Genomic DNA, 19191 nt, shown 5'->3' with positions numbered 1-19191 from the left:
CCCTCATCTCCGGGTTGAGGTTTGCCCGCCGGGCGCGGGAAGTCGGTCGAGCCAGTCCGCGAGGTCGTCGACCTCCTTGCGGACGTAGTCCGCGTCGCGAAAAGCGCTGGCCAGGATCGCGAGGCCCTGCGAGCGCATGAGCACGTGCAGGGCGAAATCGTTTGCCTCGTCTTCTCCATGGCCGAGGGCCCGGAACTGGCCCTCCAGCCAGTCGCGAAAGAGGGCAAGGATGTCCTCGGCGCGGCCGCGCGCCATGTGGTCGAGCTTGGCAAGCTCCGCGCACAGGGTGCCGACAGGGCAGCCGAACGCCATGATCTTCGTGCGATTGACCAGAAGGATGCGGAAGAAGCTCATGATCCTCTCCCGGGGATCGGTCGTCTCCGCTTCCCAGCGCTCCAGCATCTCCCGGGTCGAGACGAGCCTGCGCGCAATGACCGCGTCGAGGATCTCGTCCTTCGATTTGAAGTGGTAATAGAAGTTGCCGCGCGAAATACCCACCGCCGAGGCGATGTCGGAAAACGAGGTCGCCTCGAATCCGCTTTCGTAAAAAAGCGTATCGGCTTCCGTGATGATCTGATCGCGGGTGGATGCGGCAAGCATTGGGTGAAGCGCCTCGATTCCATCTGTGATCGAAATCTATAGGACGGTTGTCCTAAAGCGTCAATCACCCGTCTCAGAAGACGCGCAGATGCCGCCGCTCAAGGCAAAGCGGGAGACGTCGCCGCGCGCACGGCGGCGGTCGGTCAGAGGGCGAGGGATTTTCGGAAAAGATGGGACGGCGCCGACGGCCGGCGTCAGCATCTTGAGAACGCCGGCCCGCTCTTTATTGCGCCGGCGTGGTCACAGCCTGACGGTGGCGATGTGGTTGTCCCAGGCGATGCCGTCGTCCGCGCGCACCAGCCGGCCGTCGCGCCAGAAATGGCCGCGGCCGTCGGTATAGGCGAAGCCGTCGCCGTAGCCGGCGAGCCCGCACGTGTCCGGCACGTCGCGGTCGGCCAGCACCTGCCGGGTGGCCACGTCGAACACCGCCATGGAGCCGCCGCGCGGACTGGTGGAGGCGACGCGGCCGCCGTCCGGGCTGGTCGCCATGGCGCCGATATAGTGGTTCATGTGCCGGTAGACCTGGGGCGGGGCGGACACGGTGCGCGCCTCGCCGCCGCGCGCGTGACTGCCCACCAGCTCCACCGCGTCGGTGACCGGCCCCTCATACTGGCCGCCGAACCAGATCGAGCCGTCTCCGGCCTCCGTCAGGTGGCGGATCGACATCTGCCGGTAGGCAGCCGGCAGCACCGCCCGGTCCACCAGGTCGCCGGTTTCCGCGTCGAGATAGGCCAGGCACGGCTCCATGGTCGCGAGGTTGAGCTTCATGCGCGGGAAGTCCGGATGGGTGGCGAGCCCGCCATTGGCGATGGCGATGGTGCGCCCGTCGGACATCAGCATCGCCTGGTGCGGGCCGATGCCGCCGGCGTCGAACTCGCCGATGCGCCGGTAGCCATCGGTGGCGTCGTAGAGCCCGATGACGCCGCGCTCGCCGTCGAAGTCGTTCTCCGTGGCGTAGAGGATGCGGCCATCGGCGGAGAAGAAGCCGTGGCCGTAGAAATGGCGGTCCTCCGGCGGGGTGAAGACCAGCACACGCCGGCGCGCGACCAGATCCAGCACCATGGCAAACCGGTCCGGCCGGCGGGCGAAGACGATGGCGGTGGAGCGGTCCGGCGCGATGGCCGCGTCGTGACCGCGCCGTTCCAGCGGCTCGGAGAACAGGATATTGCCGTCGAGATCGAAGACGCAGGCGGTGTGGCTGCCGTCGCGCTCGCGGCGGCAGGCGACGAGGGCCGGCATGCCGTCGGCCCGGGCCATCGGGCAGAGCGGCGTCGCGCCGAAGGCGGCGAGAGAGGCCAGCAGGGTGCGGCGGCTGATGTGCATCGGGAGGCTCCGGGTCCGGGGTGGTCCGGCGGCCCCTGGGTCATGATCCTGAGGGGTCGTCAGTCTGTCTGGTTCGAGGCGGTCAGGTCGGTTAAACGGTGAAGAGGGCGGTCTGATGATCTTTCGGCGCACCTTCGGACAACCGGTTCCCCCTTTCCTGAGAGTCCTTCAGTCTCCATCCAGCGAGTTGAAGCCGAGGGTCAGGCCCAGCGCCGCCGGGTAGCGGTCGGCGAGGATGGTGAGCGCGCCGGCGACCGGGATCGCGGAATAGCTCAGCCGGTCGTGCGCCCCCGGGTCCTTGGCCAGTTCGATCCAGTCCCGTCCGTCGGCCTCCAGCGCCGCGAACACGCCGGCCGCCTCGCCCAGCTGGAAGGAAAGGGAATCGGCGTTGAAGGCCTCATCCTCGGGCAGCGCCTCGGCGATGCCGCCTCCCTCCTGGAGCGCCTCGACGGCCTCCAGGTTTGCCTGCAGCGAGGCCAGCACCAGGCCGGAGCGCCAGAAGGGGGCGAGTTTCGGCCGGGCCTTCTTCGGCGTCTCGCCGATGATCGCGGCGATCTTCATCGCCCCGACCACCTGCAGCTGTTCGCGGCCGGCCTCGAGGAACTCCTGCACCGCCTCGCCGTGGCTGCGGAAGACCGGGTTGTCCGGTCCGGCGGCCATCATCAGCGCGCCGTAGCCGTCCGGGCCGATCCAGCCGTCGCGGATTTCCGTCGCGGTGGTCAGGATCGCACCGGCGATGGCCTCGGCGTAGGCGCAGCGATAGCCGGCCGGCGTTTCGGCGAGCACGTCCGCGTCGTCGTCGGATAGCACGTAGTCGAGGGCGAGGAGCCCCTGCACGGCGACGCTCTTGTCGCGCAGCGTGTCCACCGCGGTGGCAGACGGATCTTCCTCGGCGAGCAGCCCCTGCACCTGGCGCAGACCGATGCCGCGCCGGTCGGGCCAGAAGAACAGCTTCTCGAACCGGTTGTCCTCGCGGGCCGGGCCGAACCGGTAGGGCTCCACGGCGGAAAAGGCGAGCACCAGGTCGGCGAAGCCGTCCCGGGCGGCGGCCAGCGCGTCGTCGCCGGGCGCTTCGCACAGGGCGGCCACCGCGTCGCGCTCGGCCTCAGCGGCCTCCACCAGCCGGTCGTAGGAGGGTTCCACCACGTCGGCGACGATCCGCTCCAGGATCGGCTTGAAGGCCACCGGCTGGCGCTGCTCCTGCGCCGCGGCGGGCGCGGCGAGCGCTGTGGCCAGCAGCAGCGCCGGCAGGGCGGAGAGCGTGCAATGGACAGTGCGAAGTCGGGATCGGGGCATCAGAGCGACTCCAGGAACGAGATCAGGGCGGCGCGGTCATCCGGCGGCATGGCGGCGAAGGCATCGCGGGAGGCCTGCGCCTCGCCGCCGTGCCAGAGGATCGCCTCGGTCAGGTTCCGCGCCCGGCCGTCGTGCAGGAAGAAGGTGTGGCCGCTGACGGTTTCCGTCAGTCCGATCCCCCAGAGCGGGGCGGTGCGCCATTCCCGGCCGCTCGCCTCGCCAACCGGCCGGCCGTCGGCCAGCCCCTCGCCCATGTCGTGCAGCAGCATGTCGGTGTAGGGCCAGATGAGCTGGAAGCGGAGCTCTTCCTGCTCCGCGTCGCGGCGGGTGACGAATTTCGGCACATGGCAGACGGCGCAGCCGGCCTCGTAGAAGAGCCGCTTGCCCTCAAGCACCGCCGGGTCGTCGACATCGCGCCGCGCCGGCACGGCCAGGTTGCGCGAGTAGAAGGAGACGAGCTCCATGATCGGGTCCGGCGCCTCGGTGTCGCCAAGCCGGTGCTGGACGCCGGTGGGCCGTTCGATGCATTCGGCCTGGTTTTCCGTGCAGTCGCCCCACGGGTCGGGGACGTCCGGCGTGGAAATGCCGATGTCGCCGGAAAAGGCGTTGGCCGACTGGGTGCGGACGTCCGGCATCGAGGCCTTCCAGCCGAAGCGGCCCAGCGTCAGGTCGCCGGTGAAGGGATCGCGCACGATGTTCGGCCGGCCGGAGATGCCGTCGCCGTCGGCGTCGTCGGGGTCGGCGTGGGCGAGGATGTCGGCCGGGTGGATCGCCTCCAGGAGCCCCAGCCCGATCATCGGCGAGGCCACTCGGGGCGACAGCATCACGTCCGGGTCCATCGGGCCGTAGCCGAGATCGGCGACGGAGTAGGTGGGCTTGCGCAGGCTGACCGTCTCGCCGCCTCCAAGCGTGACCGGGATCTCCGCGTAGTCGATCCGCATGGTGCCCTCGATGGGCATGCCGGGCGCGGCAAAGTCCTGCAACTGGCCGCCATAGGTCGGTTCGGGAATGAACACGAGGTCGCGGGCGGCGAGCGCGGCGTGCTCGGCCTCGGTCTTCGGCGGCACCGACAGGCGCAGGAACATGGAGGTGGCGGCATCGTCGGGGCCGGCCGGCGGGTGGCCGCGCCCGTCCTTCAGGTGGCAGCGCTGGCAGGAGCGCGCGTTGTATAGCGGACCGAGCCCGTCGGAGGCCTGGGTGGAGGACGGCGACGGCACCCAGACCTTCTTGAACAGGCCGTTGCCGAGCTTGAAGTCCTGCTCGCCCTCGAAACTCAGGTTCGCGGAAAAGTCGGAGAAGGAGTTGATGCCGACGCGCGCGGTGGAGGTGGCGGCGCCGCCCGACATGCGCTCGAAGGTCTCCGGCCCGGAAAACGCGGTCGCCGGCCGGGTCACGGCCTCCACCCGGGCGCGGTCCTTCGGTGTCAGGTCGGTGCGGGTGGTGGGCAGGCCGGGGAGCGGACCGGGCGCGGTGGATCCGGCGGCGGCCAGCACGGCGCTGCCCGCCACGAGCAGGGCGCAGGCGGCCGGCAGGACGAGCCTGTGGCGCAACGGGTGGGGCGGGGCCGAACGGGTCATGATCGGCGGCAATCTACTCGATGTGGGCGGGCGGCCGCAGGGACAAATCGTCCCGTCCGCCGGCTCCTGAAACGGAATGAGCGGGCCGGGGCCCGCTCATCGCTCGCGTGGAACGGAGTAATCCGTCAGGTCACTGGAAGACGGCGTTCGGGTTGTCGAGGCTGTCGGAGCCCTCGAACTCGATGTCCGTCAGCTCCAGCGCCGCGACGGCCCGCTCGATGGAGCGGGTCTGGTCGATGAGGCCGTCGATCGCCGCCTGCACCACCGCGTTGCCAATGTCGTTGCCCTCGCCGATCATCTGGTCGTAGGCCTCGACCGTCTCGCCGCGCGCCTTCATGATCGCCATGGCGACCATGGTCGCCTCGATCTTGTCGGTCAGCTCCTGCGCCAGCGCCCCGTCGGCGGCGGCGATCAGGTCGCTGATGGACGGACCCTCGACGACCGATCCGTCGATCCGGCGGTAGTGGCCGGTGTAGACGTTGCGGATGCCGACTTGGTCGAAGAAGTGCGAGTTGATCGTGTTGTCGGCGAAGCAGTCGTGCTCCTCCTCCGGATCATGCAGCAGCAGGCCGAGCTTCATGCGCTCGCCGGCCAGCTCGCCGTAGGAGAGCGAGCCCATGCCGGTGAGGATCGCCACCAGGCCGGCATTCTCGTCTTCCATCAGCGTGGCACGGGCCTCGCCGTCCTCTTCCCAGTTGCCGACCATCTCTTCCAGGTCGGAGATCAGCAGGGTGGAGGCCGCCTTCAAATACTGGGCGCGGCGGTCGCAGTTGCCGTGGGTGCAGGCGTCGCCGGAGGCGTAGTCGCTGGCCGGGCGCATGCCGGCGCCGGCGCCGGTACCGTTCAGGTCCTGGCCCCAGAGCAGGAACTCGATGGCGTGGTAGCCGGTGGCGACGTTGGCCTCGACTTCCTCGGCCTCCTGCAGCGTGTCGGCCAGCAGCGCTGGGGTGATCTCGGCGGCGTCGACGGCCTCGCCGTTGATGGTGATCTCCGGGTTGGCGATCACGTTGGTGGTGTAGAGCGCGTTGGCATCCGATTCCGTGCCGTAGGAGGCATCGACATAGTCGATCAGGCCCTCGTCCAGCGGCCAGGCGTTCACCTTGCCCTCCCAGTCATCGACGATGGCGTTGCCGAACCGGTAGACCTCGGTCTGCTGGTAGGGGGCGCGGGCGGCGATCCAGGCGGCCTTGGCGGCACCGAGCGTGGCCTCGGACGGGTCGGCGATCAGCGCATCGATGGCGGCGTCCAGCGCCTTTGCCGTCTTCAGCGAATCCTCGTAGCCGGCGTGGGCGATGTCGGCATAGGTGGTCAGCACGTCCTTGGGCGACTGGGCCGCCGCCGGCAGCGTGAAGGCCACCGCCGAAACGGCGACGGCGAGCGAGAGGTCACGGAACATTGCAGTCTCCTTCTGAAGTCCGGAAATAGAGGCCGTCAGTGGAACCGCGCGTGTGCGGGCCGTCCGACGATGTCGTCGATGACCTCCGGCGGGATCGGCATCAGGGCCTGGCCGAGCTCCATCAGCGTCGCCGCGTAGCGGCCGGCCGCCTCGCCGATCTCGTTGGAGCGCGGGCAGCCGCCGAGCGCGGTGATGCAGCCGCCGCGCAGGGTCAGGTCGTTGTGCTGGCAGGCGGCGATCAGGCCCACGGCGAGGCATTCCTCGCGGCACAGGCTCTTGGCGCCGTAGGGGAAGATGCGCAGCGGGCACTGGGCGCAGCCGCGCAGGGCGCGCACGAAGCTCGACAGGTCGGCCACGGCGCGGCGCCCCTCCACGTCGCCGAGTTCCGACGTGTAGTAGCTCCAGGCGAGTTCCCACGGCTCGATGGAGCCGGTCTCGTAGCCGGCCATCCAGCGGCGGTAGCCTTCCACCACCAGCCGTTCGGGCCGGCGCTCCAGGTAGCTGCTCGGTGCTTCGCAGGTCTCGTGGCGCATCGATTGGTCCCCCGTCGCGCCTGACGTCTCGGCCGGCGGCGGTGGGCGGCAGGCTGATCGCCCCATGCACCCCGTCGACGATCTCCGCACCCGATAAATGGCCGCGGCGTCAAGATAAAACGGTTCTAAACTGTCTACTCGGTTCGATCCGAGCAATAAAACGGAACAGAAGTTGCCTCAACCACTATCTTTTCGAAGCCCTCAAGATCGGAAGTGGAATAATTCCAGAAAGTTCTATTGATTATAATTGGAATGATTACAGAATCGTGCCGGTAGCGAGGCGTGCGTCGGTCGGCGGCGCAGCATCGCCGGGTCCCCGACTCCGGGGCTTTTCCGGGTCCGGCCCGCACGCAGCGCGGCTGCCTGCCGTTGCCGCAACAGCCTGGCGCTGCAGCCGAAACCGGTCGGCGCCTCCCGGTCGATGTCCATTTTGGACAGATTCGCGGGACCGGCCCGGCGGCGGCTGTGCCACCTTGGACATGTCACCGGCGGCGATCGCTGCACGCCGGATAAAAAGACACGGCGCGGTCGATACGGTCGCGCGCAATGGGAGGACATCATGAAGCGCACGCTGCTTGCATCCGTGGCCGCGTCCGTCTTGCTCGCGGGCCCGGCGCTCGCCGAGACGATCACCGTCGGCATCACCCAGAACAATGTCGGCGTCGACAGCTATCAGACGACCTACGAGAAGGCCTTCATCGAGGCGGCCGAGGCCGATCCGGGCGTCGAGGCCGTGGTGCTCGATGCCGGCGGCGACGTCGCCCGCCAGATCGGCCAGATGCAGGACCTCATCCAGAAGGAAGTGGACGTCATCGTGATCTGGCCGACCAATGGCCAGGCCGTGGTGCCCATCGTCCGCCAGGCCCACCAGAAGGGCATCCCGGTGGTGGTCACCAACAGCCAGATCGCCGATGCCGGCCAGGAGTTCATCGCCGCCTTCTCCGGCCCGAACAACATCATCCAGGGCCAGTATTCCGCGCAGATGATGTGCGACGCGCTGGACGGGAAGGGCCAGATCGTCCAGATCGCCGGCCAGCCGGGCTACACCACCGCCATCGAGCGCCAGAAGGGCTTCGAGGACGAGCTGGCCAAGGCCTGCCCGGACGTGACGATCCTGGAGACCCAGCCGGGCGACTGGAACCGCGAGAAGTCGCAGCGGGTGATGGAGAACTTCCTCACCAAGTACGACACCATCGACGGCGTCTATTCCGGTGACGACAACATGGGCGTCGGCGCGCTGAACGCGGCCAAGGCCGCCAACCGGGCCGACGGGGTGATCTTCATCGGCGCCACCAACTTCGCGGTGGGCTACGAGGCCATGGGCCGCGGCGAGTATTACGGCTCGGTCTACCAGTCGCCGGTCGAGGACGCGAAGAACGCCCTGGCGACGGCCAAGGCCGTGGTCGCCGGCGAGGACGTGCCGAAGCTCAACTACTTCGACACGCCGAAGATCACCCAGGACAACATGAAGGACTTCGACAAGCCGGTCTTCTGAGCGGCGCGGCGAAGCTGTCCACCGATCCACCCGATCACGTCTGACACCGCGTAGAGCGGCAGCGGGCCCGTGCGTCCGCTGCCGGCCCGCCGGGAGCGGTCGCGCGGCCAATTGCAGGGGAACAATCCATGGGACGCATGGAGGGCAAGACGGTCATCGTCACCGGCGCCGGTCGCGGCATTGGCCGGGCCATTGCCGACGCGATGCTGACGGAAGGGGCCAATGTCTGCTTCGGCGATCTGAGCGCCGACGTGGGGGACGTGGCCGCGGCCGCCACCGAGCGGACCGGCGGGGCCGCCTCCGGCACCGCGATCGGCGTTCAGGTCGATGTCACGCAGCGCGACCAGGTGAAGGCGATGATCGACGAGGTGGTCGGCCGCTTCGGCTCCCTCGACGTGAAGTTCAACAATGCCGGCGTGAACAAGCCCATGAACTTCCTCGACGTGACCGAGGAGAACTGGGATTTCATCATGCGCATCAATGGGCTGGGCGTTCTGATCGGATCCCAGGAGGCGGCCCGGCAGATGATCGCGCAAGGCCACGGCGGCAAGATCGTCAACACCTGCTCCATCGCCAGTCGGCAGGGGTTCGACAATGTCGCGCCCTACTGCGCCTCCAAGTTCGCGGTTCTGTCGCTGACCCAGTCGGCCGCCCGCGATCTGGCGAAGCACAAGATCACCGTCAACGGCTTCGCGCCGGGCGTGGTCAACACGGAGCTGTGGCGCCAGCTCGACGAGGACCTGATGGAGATCGGCGCCTCGCAGAAGCCGGGCCAGGCGATGGAGGAGTTTTCCTCCGGCATCCTGATGGGCCGGCCGGCGACGCCGGACGACATCGTCGGAACGGCGATGTTCCTGGCGTCGGGTGCGTCCGACTACATGACCGGCCAGTGCATCATGATCGACGGCGGGATGATTTTGGTCTGAGCAATCGCAGGAAAAGTGGGAACCGGTTTTCCGTCCGCGATTGCGACTGAAAAGAGCAATCCCAGGAAAAGTGCTCTTGCGGTTTTCCGTCCGCGATTGCGACTGAAAAGAACAATCCCAGGAAAAGTGCTCTTGCGGTTTTCCGTCCGGGATCGCGGTCGAAGACGACACAGTCACGCGGAGCGGGCACCGGCTCCCGGTCGCCCACCAACCCGCGCGAACCACGGAAGCGGCGTGACCTGAACGCTCGAGATGGCGCGGCCCCGTCCGGGGTCGCCGAGGCCTTCGCGAATCCGGCATAAGACCGGGCGGAGGGGGAGGAAACGACAATGGCCAAGGCCGACGCGCAAGCCGGCCGGTCCAGCGATCGGCAGCGGCTGATCAGCGGGGAGAATGTTCGGCGGATCCTGCAGACGCAGGGCATCCTGATCGCCTTCATCCTCTTCCTGGTCGCCTTCTCGCTGTCGAGCGACCGGTTCGCCAGCTTCGACAACGTCTCCACCGTGTTCCGGCAGGTGTCGATCATCGGCACCATCGCGCTGGGCGTCACCATCGTGGTGATCGGCGGCAATCTCGACCTGTCCGTCGGGTCGCTGCTCTCCTTCACGACGGTCCTGGTGGTGGACCTTCACGACAAGATCGGCCCCACCGGCGCGATCCTAGTCATGTTCGCCGCCGCGCTTGCCGTCGGCGCCGTCAACGGATTGCTCGTCGGCTTCGCCCGGCTCAACTCGCTGATCGTGACGCTCGGGATGCTGTCGGCGATCCAGGGCGTGACGCTGATCTATACCGGCGGCCAGAATGTCGACATCGTCGATCAGGAAGGGACCTGGTTCACCTTCTTTGGCCGCGACTTCCTGCTTGGCATCGCCGTGCCGACCTGGATCTTCCTGGTGCTGGCTGTGGCGCTCCACATCGTGCTCACCCGCACCACCTTCGGCCGGCGCGTCTTCGCCGTGGGCGGCAATCCCACGGCCTCCGCCTTCTCCGGCGTGCGCCGCGCGCGGGTCGTCTTCTCCACCTACCTGATCTCGGCGGCGGCCACCGGCTGCGCCGCCCTCATCCTCGGCAGCCGGGTCATGGGCAGCCAGAACAATGTCGGCCAGGGCTACGAGCTCTTGGTGCTCGCCGGGGTGATCCTCGGCGGCACGTCGCTGCTGGGCGGCTCCGGCTCCATCCCGAAGACGGTGATCGGCGTTCTGATCCTGGGCTTCATCCAGAACGGACTTCTGCTGATGGGCTATCCCTACTACGCCCAGTGGCTGGTCACCTGGGTGGTCATCATTCTCGCGGTCTGGCTCGACGTGGCGTCGAAGCGCGGCCGCCTGTTCACCACAACGAGCTGAGGGGGCGGCGATGACATCCTCCACCCTTCACACCAGCCTGCGGCGGGTGATGATCGTGCCGCCGATCTGGCTGATCCTGATCGCCTGCGTGGTGTTCTTCTCGTTTGCCGCCGACAATTTCCTGGCGCTGAACAACTTCACCAACATTCTGATCCAGACCTCAACCATCGGGCTCATCGCGCTCGGCATGACGGTGGTCATGATCAACGGCAACATCGATCTCTCGGTGGGCGCCGTGGTGGCGCTGGCTGCCAGCCTGTCGGTTGGCATGCAGGACCAGCTCGGCATCCTGCCGGCGGTGGCCGTCGGGCTCGGCTCGGGCATGGCGCTCGGCTTCCTCAACGGCGTCATCGTCTGGAAAACCGGCGTCGACGCCTTCATCGTCACGTTGGGCGCCATGATCGGCGTGCGGGGCCTGGTGTTCCTCTACACGCAGGAACAGTCCTTCTTCTCCATGAACTTCGCCTATGCCGACTTCGGCATGTCGTCGATGGCCGGGGTTCCGACGCTGGCCATCGTCTTCCTCGTGTTCACCGCGATCATGCACTGGCTGATGACGTCGACCTCGCACGGCCGCAATGCGTATGCCGTGGGCGGCAACCGGGAAGCGGCGCAGAATGCCGGCATCCGCGTCGGCTGGCACATGGTGGCCAACTTCGTGCTGGTGGGTTTCTTCGCGGCGCTGGCCGGCATCACGCTGTCCACCCAGATGGGCGCCTCCACGCCCAACCTCGGCATCAACTACGAGCTCTGGACCATCACCGCGGTGGTGCTCGGCGGCACCAAGCTCGCCGGCGGATCGGGCTCGATCCTCGGCACGCTCGGCGGTGTTCTCACCATCGGCGTGCTCAGGAACGGCATGAACCTGATGCAGGTGCCGGCCTTCTACGTGCTTGTCGTCATGGGCGTGATCCTCATTGCCGTCCTGTTCGTCGATCAGCGCGTGTCGCGCCGCGAAGCGGAGGAGCTGAAGCTGTGACCCCTGTTGCGCATCACACCCAGTCCGAGCTCGACGACCTCAAGGCCAAAGCGCCGCTTCTGGTGCTCGACGGCGTCACCAAGACCTTCCCCGGCGTGAAGGCTCTCGACGACGTGTCGTTCGAGGTCCGCCACGGCGAGGTCCACGCGCTTCTCGGCGAAAACGGTGCCGGCAAGTCCACCCTGATGAAGGTGCTCGCCGGCAATCACCAGGCCGAGCGGGGCCAGGTCCACCTGGAGGGCGAGGCGATCCGGGTCGCCAACCCGCTGGAGGCCAAGAAGCGCGGCATCGTCCTCATTCATCAGGAGCTGTCGCTGGTGCCGGAGATGACGGTGGCGGAAAACATCTTCCTCGGCTCGCTGCCGACGACGGCGCTTGGCATCGTCAACTGGCGCACCCTGTTCGACCGGGCCGGCCGCATCCTCGATCAGCTCGGCTGCCGCTTTGCCGCCTCCGACAAGGTCGACCGGCTGTCCATCGCCAACCGGCAGATGGTGGAGATCGCCCGCGCGCTCGTCTTCACGCCCAAGGTGGTTGTGTTCGACGAGCCCACCGCCTCGCTTACCGACGCGGAAAAGGTCGTCCTCTTCGACATCATCGAGCGGCTGAAGGAGCAGGACGTCGGCATCGTCTACATCTCTCACCGGATGGACGAGATCTTCCGCCTTTCCGACCGCATCACGGTGCTGCGCGATGGCCAGGTGAGCGGCACGCTGAAGACCGCGGAGACCACCGAGGACGAGGTAACCCGGCTGATGATCGGGCGCTCGCTGGAAGGCCGGCCCGCCGCCGCCCCGGGCGCCATCGGCGAGGTGGCGCTGGAGCTGAAGGGCCTGTCCTGCGGCGATCTCTTCCGCGACGTCTCCTTCTCGCTGCGCCGGGGCGAGGTGGTCGGCATGTACGGCCTCATCGGGGCCGGCCGCACCGAGATCGCCGAGACTATCTTCGGCCTGCGCACGCCCGACGCCGGCGAGATCCGCGTCCACGGCGAGGTGGTGCAGATCGCCTCGCCGCCGGACGCCATCCGCCACGGCATCGCGCTCGCCCCGGAAAGCCGCAAGGAGCAGGGCCTCGTCCTCGGCATGAGCTGCCGGGACAACATGTCGCTCGCCCAGCTGGAGGGCGTCTCCGCCACCGGCTGGCTCGATCGAGGCGCCGAGCAGGCGATCTACGACGAGTATGCCGAGCGCTTGGCGCTGAAGTCGCCGAGCTGGCGCACGCCGGTGGTCAATCTCTCCGGCGGCAACCAGCAGAAGGTGGTGCTCGGCAAGTGGCTCTCCACAAGGCCGGAGATCCTCATCGTCGACGAGCCGACCCGCGGCATCGATGTCGGCTCCAAGTCCGAGATCCACGCGCTGATCCGCAGGCTCGCCGCAAGCGGCATCGCGGTGCTGGTCATCTCGTCGGAGATGCCTGAGGTGCTGGGCGTGTCCGACCGGATCCTGGCGCTCTATCACGGCCGGCTCGCCGCCGAGTTCGACGCCGCGAGCGTCACCGAGGACGCGCTCGTGCAGGCCATTTCCGGCATGTGACGGGCCTCTTATCGGCACTTCACCTCCGATGACGGGAAGCGGACCATGAAGGCAGCACTCTTCTGCGGCGGCTGGGAGGGCCACGATCCCGAGGCTTTCCGCGCCTGGGCCGACGATCTCCTCTCCGCCAACGGGTTCGAGGTGGTGAGCCACGACACGTTGGCACCGCTCGCCGACCCTGACGCCATGGCCGGCGTGGATCTGATCGTGCCCATCTGGTCGTCGGCGCGCTCGTCCCACCAGCCGGAATTCGGCACCATGACCAGGGATGAGGAGGTTGGGCTCATCGCCGCGATCGCCGGCGGCTGCGGCATCGCAGGCTGGCACGGCCACATGGGCGATGCCTTTCGCGACCGGCCGACCTACCATTTCCTCATCGGCGGTCAGTTCGTGGCGCATCCGCCCGGCTGGCCGGACAATCCGGTGCCGTCCGACGACTATGTCGACTACGACGTGACGGTCACCCGGCCGGAGCATCCGATCATGGAAGGGATCGGCAGTTTCCGCCTGCGCTCGGAGCAGTATTATATGCTCGTCGATCCCTCCAACGACGTGCTCGCCACGACGACCTTTTCCGGCGAGCATCTGTGGTGGATCGAGGGCGCGCGGATCCCCGTGGTCTGGACGCGCCGGTGGGACAGGGGTCGGGTCTTCTACTGTTCAATCGGCCACGAACTGGCCGATCTGGAGGTGCCGCAGGTGACGGAGATCATCCGACGCGGCGCCCTGTGGGCCGCCCGGCAGGGGTCATGAACGCACCGAACCGACGAGGCGAGGGGTTTGGACCGGCGCCGCCCGGAGCGGGCCGACGGAGTGCGCGCGGCGCCGACCCCACGGCGACCATCCGCTTCACGCCGGAGGAAATGCTGCGCTTCATCGACTTCCTGGAGGAGGTGGAGAGCGAGGGCGAGCACGTGCTGCCGCTGTTCACCGCCGACCCCTATCTGCGCATGACTCTCTTCATGATGCGCAACCACATCGAGGGAAAGCTCACCACCATCTCCTCGCTGGCCATCGCCTCCGGCGTGCCCTACGCCACCGCCATGCGCCGCATCCAGGACATGATCGGCTCCGGCCTTATCGATCAGCGGCCCCGCTCCTCCTCGGGCAAGTCCTTCTCGCTGCACCCGAGCGCCGGCCTGATCGAGGCCTGGGTCGACTACGCCCACCGGGTGAAGCTGCTGGTCGGCAAGGCGCTCGGCCTGTCCGACAAGGGCCGAGGCACCGACTATTATTTCGGCGGCTCCTATCTGAAGGCGAAGATCATTCCCATGCCGGCGGCGCGCACCACGCCGCTCAACATCGCCGCGCCGCTCAGGATCCTGGTTCACGCCGACCCGACCTTCATGACCATGGATTCGCTCAAGCGCCAGTTCGAGCAGCTCCTCGGCGTCACCATCCGCAACCGCGCGCTCTCCATCGACCGGCTGCGGCTGGAGGCGCTGGACAATGCCGCGCGCCCGGCCTCGGCCTACGACATCATCGCCGCCGACCTGCCGTGGATCGGCGAGTTCGGGGAAAAAGGTGTCCTGGCACCCATCGACGATTTCGTTGCCCGCGATCACGTCGACGCGTCCGACTTCCACGCCGCCGGCTGGCAGGGCTGCTTCTATCGCGGCCGCCAGTACGGCGTGCCGATCCAGACGACGCCGGAGCTCCTGTTCTACCGCACCGATCTCCTGGAGGAGGCGGGGCTCTCGCCGCCCGCCACCACCGACGAGCTTCTGACGGTCGCCAGGCGGTTGCACCGGCCCGAGCGCAACATGCGCGGCATTGCGTGGAACGGGGCGAAGGGCACGCCGCTGGGCCACACCTTCATGTTCACCATGGCGGACTTCGGCCAGCCGGTGGTCAATCTGCGCCGGCGCGGCGCCCATTTCGATCCCGGCGACCTGGAGGGCGAGCGCCTGCGGCCGATGATCGACAGCGAAGGTGGCCGGGCGGCGGCCGACTTCCTGATGCGGCTTCTCGACGTCTCCGCGCCCGACGTGCTCACCATGTCGTGGTTCGAGCGGGTGAAGGCCTACTCGGAAGGGCGGGTGGCGATGGCCTACGGCTATTCGCTGCTGGCGCCCTATTTCGAGCTCGACCCGACCTCGCCGGTTCACGGCCGCACCGGCTTCCTGCCGCACCCGGCGGGTCCGGGGGCAGTGCGGGTCGCGCCCGTCGGCGGCTACGTCCTCGGCATTCCGGCCAACATCGCGCCGGAGCGCCGGCTCGCCACCGAGAAGGCCGTCCGCCATCTCACCTCGGCGGAGGCCTGCAAGCTCTACATCACCAACGGCTCGCGGGTCTGCCCGCGCTACTCCGTTTCCGCCGATCCGGACGTGCGCGATCTCTCGCCCATCGTGGAGGCGGTGGACGACATCGCCCGTGACGGCAGCCTGCAGCTCTGGCCGCGTCCGCCGGTACCGGAATTCGCCGAGATCACCGGCATCCTCGGCGAGGAGATCCACCTGATGCTGCGCCGGGAAAAGACCGTCGCTTCGGCGCTCTCCGACGCTCAGACCCGTGCCGATCGCCTGATGCGGGCCAACGGCCGCTACTGACCGGTTGCTACCCGGCGATCAGCTGCAGGCCGGGGACCTTCTGCATCAGCTTCCGGTTCTCGATGACGAAGGCCAGGTTCTGACGGGCCAGCCGTGCGTGCTCGCGGGCGATGGCCTCGGCGCGGCCGCCCTCGCGCAGCTCGATGGCATTCAGGATGGCGCGGTGGTGCGCCTGGCCGACGACCAGCGAGGCACGGCACTCCGGGATCTCCGCCTGGGCGTCCAGGAAGGCGGAGGGTCCGGCGAAGGGCAGGCTCGTGACGCGCTCGATCTCGCGGCGGAGCATGGCGCTGCCGGCAAGCCCCTTCAGCGCGTCGTGAAACTCGCGGTTGCGGGAAATGTAGGCGGGAAAGTCGAACGCCTCCGGCGGCACGCCGACGATGGCGTCGAGCTCCACCATCAGCCCGTTGAGGGCGGAGAGCTTGGCGGGGGCGACGCCGCGTTCCGCGGCAAGGCGGGCGGCGGTGCCTTCCAGGACGCCCCTGAGCTCGATGGCGTCCACGATGTCGGCCTCGGTGAACGCCCGCACCGCGTAGCCGCCCGACGGGATGGCCTCGAGGATGCCCTCCTGCTCGAGCCGGGCGAGTGCCGCGCGGACCGGGGTGCGCGACAGGCCGAGGCGTTCGGAAACGGTGATTTCCGACAGGCGCTCGCCGGGTCCGACATCGCCGGAGAAGACGAGATTGCGGACCCCGAGGATCGCCTTCACGGACTGGGGCGCGATCCGGTCGATGGCGGACGTCATGGTGCCCTTCTCCCCGCTGCACGAACGCGTCGGGCCCGTTCGCCCGGCGACGCGCTTATGACCTCCGCCCCTGTATACATCAACTGGGCTGTGCGAGACCAGCGCCGCGCGTGCGCAGTCGCCTCTCTGCGCGGCGAGGCCTCTGCGCACGGTTCTGCGCAGAAAAGCGCGAAATCGCGCACGATCGCGCAGGCTCATCGGCGACGCGCCGCGCAGTCTTCGTTGCACTGTATACAGGTTGACCTCAGCCGCGCGAGGTCGGATAAATCCAGGCAACGACGGCGCAATCAGGCGCCGCGAACCGCGGCGGGCCGGGCCCGCGCCGGCACCGGCCGGTGCGCTCCGCCCAAAGCAGACCGGGAGGGACTTGGATGACCAGAGCTCCGCATCGCGCCGATGAGGTCGGTAGCCTGCTGCGCCCGCAGAAGCTGAAGGAAGCGCGAGCCGCGCACGCCGAGGGCAAGCTTGATGCCGCAGGCCTGAAGGCGGTCGAGGACGCCTGCATCACGGACGCCGTGGCGCACCAGGAGCGGGTCGGTCTGCAGGCGGTCACCGACGGCGAATTCCGTCGCTCCTGGTGGCACTTCGACTTCCTAGGCGGCCTCGAGGGCGTCGACGTGGTCGAGCACGATCAGGGCATCCAGTTCAGCGGCATCCAGACCAAGGCGCAGACGCTGGCGATCAACGCTCGGGTGGACTTTTCCGACCACTACATGCTGGAGCATTTCCGCTTCCTGAAGTCGGTCGCCACGGTCACCCCGAAAATGACCATTCCGTCCCCGTCGGTGCTGCATTTCCGCGGCGGTCGCAAGGCGATCTCGAGGGACGTCTATCCCAATCTAGACGCCTTCTACGCCGATGCGGCGGCGGCTTATGGCAAGGCCATAAGGGCCTTCTACGACGCGGGATGCCGGTATCTGCAGATGGATGACACCGTCTGGGCCTATCTCTGCTCGGAGAAGGAAATGCAGGCGGCCCGGGAGCGGGGCGACGATCCGGAGAACCTGCAGCAGATCTACGCCGACATGATCAACGAGGCCCTGAAATCCAGGCCGGACGACATGACCATCACCACCCATGTCTGCCGCGGCAACTTCCGCTCCTCGTGGATCTCGGAAGGCGGCTACGAGCCGGTGGCGGAAACGCTCCTCTCCAAGATCGACTACGACGGCTACTTCCTCGAATATGACAGCGACCGGGCCGGCGGCTTCGAGCCGCTGCGCTTCCTGCCGAAGGGCGACAAGCGCGTCGTCCTTGGCCTGATCACCTCCAAGTCGGGCGACCTGGAAAGCCGGGACGCCGTGCTGTCCCGCATCGAGGAGGCGCAGAACTATGCCCCGCTCGACCAGTTCTGCCTGAGCCCGCAGTGCGGTTTCGCCTCCACCGAGGAGGGCAACATCCTCACCGAGGAGCAGCAGTGGAAGAAGCTGGAGTTCGTGGTCGATATCGCCAAGGAGGTCTGGGGCGAGATCTGACCGTCGTCAGCCGGAAATCACGGCATCCTGTTCGAAGGTCGGCCCCCGGGGCCGGCCTTCTTCGGTTCCGGGCATCGTGGCGCAGGGCCTATTTCGGCGGATCCTTGTCGACGACCTTCTCGATCTGCCGATCGACGACCCGCAGCGCCACGATGATGACAAGGGCAAAACCGGCCGCAACGGCCGCGATCCAGACGAGGCCGAGCCCCGTTGCCGCACCGATCGCGCCGGCGAGCCACAGCCCGGCGCCTGTGGTGATGCCGCGGACGTTGCGTCCCGATCGGATGATGGAGCCGGCGGCAAGGAACGCGACCCCCGCAGTGACGGCCTCCAGCACGCGGATCGGGTCGACCCGGGCGTGGTCGGGCAGCGACATCACCATCACTTCCTGCATGAGGATGGCGAAGACCGCGGCAGCCAGGGAGACGAGCATGTGCGTCCTGAGGCCGGCGGAGCGCTGGCGCCACTCCTGATCGAAGCCGATGGCGGCGCCGAGAAGGGCGGCGATGCCCATCCGCGCCACGGCAACGACCACCGGCATCTCCGGTGTCAGGGCGATTTGAGACAGGTTGGTTTCCATGTTGATGGGGCCCGGGCCGGTCAGAACGGCGTACCGGCAGCCGCCTTCTGGGCCTTGGCTGCCCGGGCCCACCAGTCCAACTCATCAAGGAAGCGGCCGGCCTCGTCCGCCAGATAGTCTTCCTGAGGTTCGCCCGTCTCGGTGAAGGCCTTCGAGACGCGCGGTACCGCGAAGATGGATGAAATGGAGACCATGCCGAGTTCGCCCAGGATCGGGCGCAGCTGTACCGCGGCACGCACGCCGCCGTAGCGGCCGGCCGAGTAGCTCATGATCGCAGCGGGCCGGAAGTACCATTCGGGCAGATAGTGATCGAGGGTGTTCTTCAGCGCCGGCGGAATCGAGTGGTTGTATTCGCCCGTCACCATGACGAACCCGTCGGCCCGCTCGATCAACTGACCGAGCTTCTCCATGGCTTCCGGGGCCTGGCCTTCCTCGTATTCGCCCCGCCGCTTGTCGAGGAGCGGCAGATCAAGCTCGACCGGGTCGACGAGATGCGCCTCGTCGCCGCGCTTGCCGATCTCGTTGCAGATGTAGCGGGCGGCACGGATCCCCTGGCGCTCGCTGCGAACCGAACCGTAAATGACCGGATAAAGCATGGAGGTCTCTCCTTGAAAGGCGCGCGTGAAGGGCGCGGTGAGGCTGTCGATCAACGTTGCCGAACCATCGGCGTTCCTCCCGCTCAAGCGCCCGCTTCATGCGGTCTGGAAGCCGGCTTCCGCCAGGTCCCACTGCTTTTTCACGGAGGCGCGGAACCCACCCTGCAAGGCAGCGTTAGCTTCTCGGCGGCTGGGCGCAACTGGTGCGTCTCAAACGGGGCGACCCCGTCTCCAGAGGCCAAC

17 protein-coding genes are annotated in these 19191 nt (G+C 67.8%); 8 read left to right on the top strand and 9 right to left on the bottom strand.

Annotated features, from left to right (window positions below; all coding sequences use genetic code 11):
* Positions 1-3: 3 nt before the first annotated feature.
* The 6 genes from C507_RS0115015 to C507_RS0114990 form a co-directional block, all read right to left on the bottom strand.
* On the bottom strand, positions 4-600 hold the full coding sequence (locus tag C507_RS0115015; protein WP_018700535.1) for a TetR/AcrR family transcriptional regulator: 597 nt from the start codon (positions 598-600) through the stop codon (positions 4-6).
* A 240-nt stretch (positions 601-840) separates the two neighbouring features.
* Positions 841-1923 (bottom strand): DUF1513 domain-containing protein, encoded by a 1083-nt coding sequence (locus tag C507_RS0115010; RefSeq protein ID WP_018700534.1) that lies wholly within the window; start codon positions 1921-1923, stop codon positions 841-843.
* A gap of 168 nt (positions 1924-2091) precedes the next feature.
* Complete coding sequence (locus C507_RS0115005; protein WP_018700533.1) at positions 2092-3219, bottom strand: imelysin family protein; 1128 nt, start codon at positions 3217-3219, stop codon at positions 2092-2094.
* The gene (locus tag C507_RS0115000) at positions 3219-4796 is read right to left on the bottom strand and encodes a di-heme oxidoreductase family protein (RefSeq protein ID WP_083923573.1); all 1578 of its coding nucleotides are present in this window, start codon (positions 4794-4796) and stop codon (positions 3219-3221) included. The genes C507_RS0115005 and C507_RS0115000 overlap by 1 nt, the downstream gene beginning before the upstream one ends.
* 130 nt (positions 4797-4926) lie before the next feature.
* Complete coding sequence (locus tag C507_RS0114995) at positions 4927-6192, bottom strand: imelysin family protein (protein ID WP_018700531.1); 1266 nt, start codon at positions 6190-6192, stop codon at positions 4927-4929.
* A 35-nt stretch (positions 6193-6227) separates the two neighbouring features.
* Positions 6228-6725 carry a hypothetical protein gene (locus C507_RS0114990; RefSeq protein WP_018700530.1) on the bottom strand — a complete coding sequence of 166 codons (498 nt, stop codon included), beginning with the start codon at positions 6723-6725 and terminating at the stop codon, positions 6228-6230.
* A 559-nt stretch (positions 6726-7284) separates the two neighbouring features.
* Here C507_RS0114990 and C507_RS0114985 point away from each other — a divergent pair.
* The 7 genes from C507_RS0114985 (at position 7285) to C507_RS0114955 (ending at position 15552) form a co-directional block, all read left to right on the top strand.
* Positions 7285-8220, top strand: a complete 936-nt coding sequence (locus C507_RS0114985; protein ID WP_018700529.1) for a sugar ABC transporter substrate-binding protein — start codon at positions 7285-7287, stop codon at positions 8218-8220.
* 128 nt (positions 8221-8348) lie between these two features.
* Entirely contained in the window at positions 8349-9146 is a 798-nt protein-coding gene (locus C507_RS0114980; RefSeq protein WP_018700528.1) for a glucose 1-dehydrogenase, read from the top strand.
* A gap of 329 nt (positions 9147-9475) precedes the next feature.
* Entirely contained in the window at positions 9476-10492 is a 1017-nt protein-coding gene (locus C507_RS0114975) for an ABC transporter permease (protein WP_018700527.1), read from the top strand.
* A 10-nt stretch (positions 10493-10502) separates the two neighbouring features.
* The gene (locus tag C507_RS0114970) at positions 10503-11471 is read left to right on the top strand and encodes an ABC transporter permease (RefSeq protein ID WP_018700526.1); all 969 of its coding nucleotides are present in this window, start codon (positions 10503-10505) and stop codon (positions 11469-11471) included.
* Positions 11468-13003 (top strand): sugar ABC transporter ATP-binding protein, encoded by a 1536-nt coding sequence (locus C507_RS0114965; protein WP_018700525.1) that lies wholly within the window; start codon positions 11468-11470, stop codon positions 13001-13003. The genes C507_RS0114970 and C507_RS0114965 overlap by 4 nt, the downstream gene beginning before the upstream one ends.
* A gap of 45 nt (positions 13004-13048) precedes the next feature.
* Positions 13049-13756, top strand: a complete 708-nt coding sequence (locus tag C507_RS0114960; protein WP_018700524.1) for a ThuA domain-containing protein — start codon at positions 13049-13051, stop codon at positions 13754-13756.
* Complete coding sequence (locus C507_RS0114955; RefSeq protein ID WP_156829320.1) at positions 13753-15552, top strand: extracellular solute-binding protein; 1800 nt, start codon at positions 13753-13755, stop codon at positions 15550-15552. The genes C507_RS0114960 and C507_RS0114955 overlap by 4 nt, the downstream gene beginning before the upstream one ends.
* 7 nt (positions 15553-15559) lie before the next feature.
* On the opposite strand, the gene C507_RS0114950 is transcribed toward C507_RS0114955, so the two are convergent.
* Positions 15560-16297: a GntR family transcriptional regulator gene (locus C507_RS0114950; RefSeq protein ID WP_018700522.1), complete on the bottom strand. Its 738-nt coding sequence runs from the start codon at positions 16295-16297 to the stop codon at positions 15560-15562.
* 371 nt (positions 16298-16668) lie between these two features.
* Between C507_RS0114950 and C507_RS0114945 the strand changes: the two genes are divergently transcribed.
* Positions 16669-17772 carry a 5-methyltetrahydropteroyltriglutamate--homocysteine S-methyltransferase gene (locus C507_RS0114945; RefSeq protein WP_018700521.1) on the top strand — a complete coding sequence of 368 codons (1104 nt, stop codon included), beginning with the start codon at positions 16669-16671 and terminating at the stop codon, positions 17770-17772.
* An 88-nt stretch (positions 17773-17860) separates the two neighbouring features.
* Here C507_RS0114945 and C507_RS0114940 read toward each other — a convergent pair whose 3' ends face one another.
* Together C507_RS0114940 and C507_RS0114935 are read right to left on the bottom strand one after the other, a co-directional pair.
* Positions 17861-18352, bottom strand: coding sequence for an MgtC/SapB family protein (locus C507_RS0114940; protein ID WP_156829319.1), 492 nt, complete (start codon positions 18350-18352; stop codon positions 17861-17863).
* Between the two features lie 20 nt (positions 18353-18372).
* On the bottom strand, positions 18373-18948 hold the full coding sequence (locus tag C507_RS0114935) for an NADPH-dependent FMN reductase (RefSeq protein ID WP_026319126.1): 576 nt from the start codon (positions 18946-18948) through the stop codon (positions 18373-18375).
* Between the last annotated feature and the right edge of the window lie 243 nt (positions 18949-19191).

The sequence above is a fragment of the Amorphus coralli DSM 19760 genome, assembly GCF_000374525.1.
GTDB classification, from domain to species: Bacteria; Pseudomonadota; Alphaproteobacteria; order Rhizobiales; family Amorphaceae; genus Amorphus; species Amorphus coralli.
Note: the sequence above shows the minus strand (reverse complement) of the source record. Positions and strands in the feature narration are given on the sequence as shown.